Source organism: Nocardia gamkensis NBRC 108242, from assembly GCF_001612985.1.
GTDB classification, from domain to species: domain Bacteria; phylum Actinomycetota; class Actinomycetes; order Mycobacteriales; family Mycobacteriaceae; genus Nocardia; species Nocardia gamkensis.
In genome coordinates this window covers 1-567 of record NZ_BDBM01000120.1, presented here as the reverse complement: position 1 = coordinate 567, position 567 = coordinate 1, and the positions used below count along the sequence as shown (strand labels likewise).

At 66.5% G+C, this 567-nt stretch carries 1 protein-coding gene; it reads right to left on the bottom strand.

Annotated features, from left to right (window positions below; genetic code table 11):
- Positions 1-250 precede the first annotated feature (250 nt).
- Positions 251-567: IS3 family transposase (locus tag NG1_RS39285; RefSeq protein WP_439956520.1), on the bottom strand; the 317-nt coding region annotated here is incomplete at its 5' end.

Sequence of the window (567 nt, the reverse complement as noted above, 5' to 3'; positions counted from 1 at the left end):
CCGGCGACATCACCCGATCCAGGAGTTCCCCACACGACACAATCGTGCAAGTGCGCGCTGCTACCCAGGCCGGATCCGCCAGGTTCGAGCTGGTGGTTCACTTGAGGGGCGCTCAGCCGCTGGTTCCTCACGTACGCCTTTCCGTCTTGCTTGCCGGACCCGGACCATCTGGCCGTACTTGCCCGTCCCGTCGTTGTCAGGACGGCTTCCACCCGCACCCGTCATCCCACGAGCCGAGCTGTCCTCAGTTTCAACCAGTCGGCTGCGACCAACCGGCGGCGGCGTCCTTCCACACCGCAGGGTTCAGGAACGCCTCGTGGCGCTCGATGTCGCTGACCCACAACTGGTTCGGCCGTGATCGGGTGAACGCACGGTTGACCAGGTCACCGGCGGTCGGGCCCTGATGCCGTGGGCGTGCGCGCTTGACACCGGGCAGGCCCTTGATCCCGGCACGCGCCATCAATAGCTCGACCTGGTTGTAGCCGACACCGATACCGAGACCGATACCGAGAGTGAATTCTGCGTGCACCCGCGGGGCGCCGTAGGTGCCGCGGGAGGCGGCGTGCA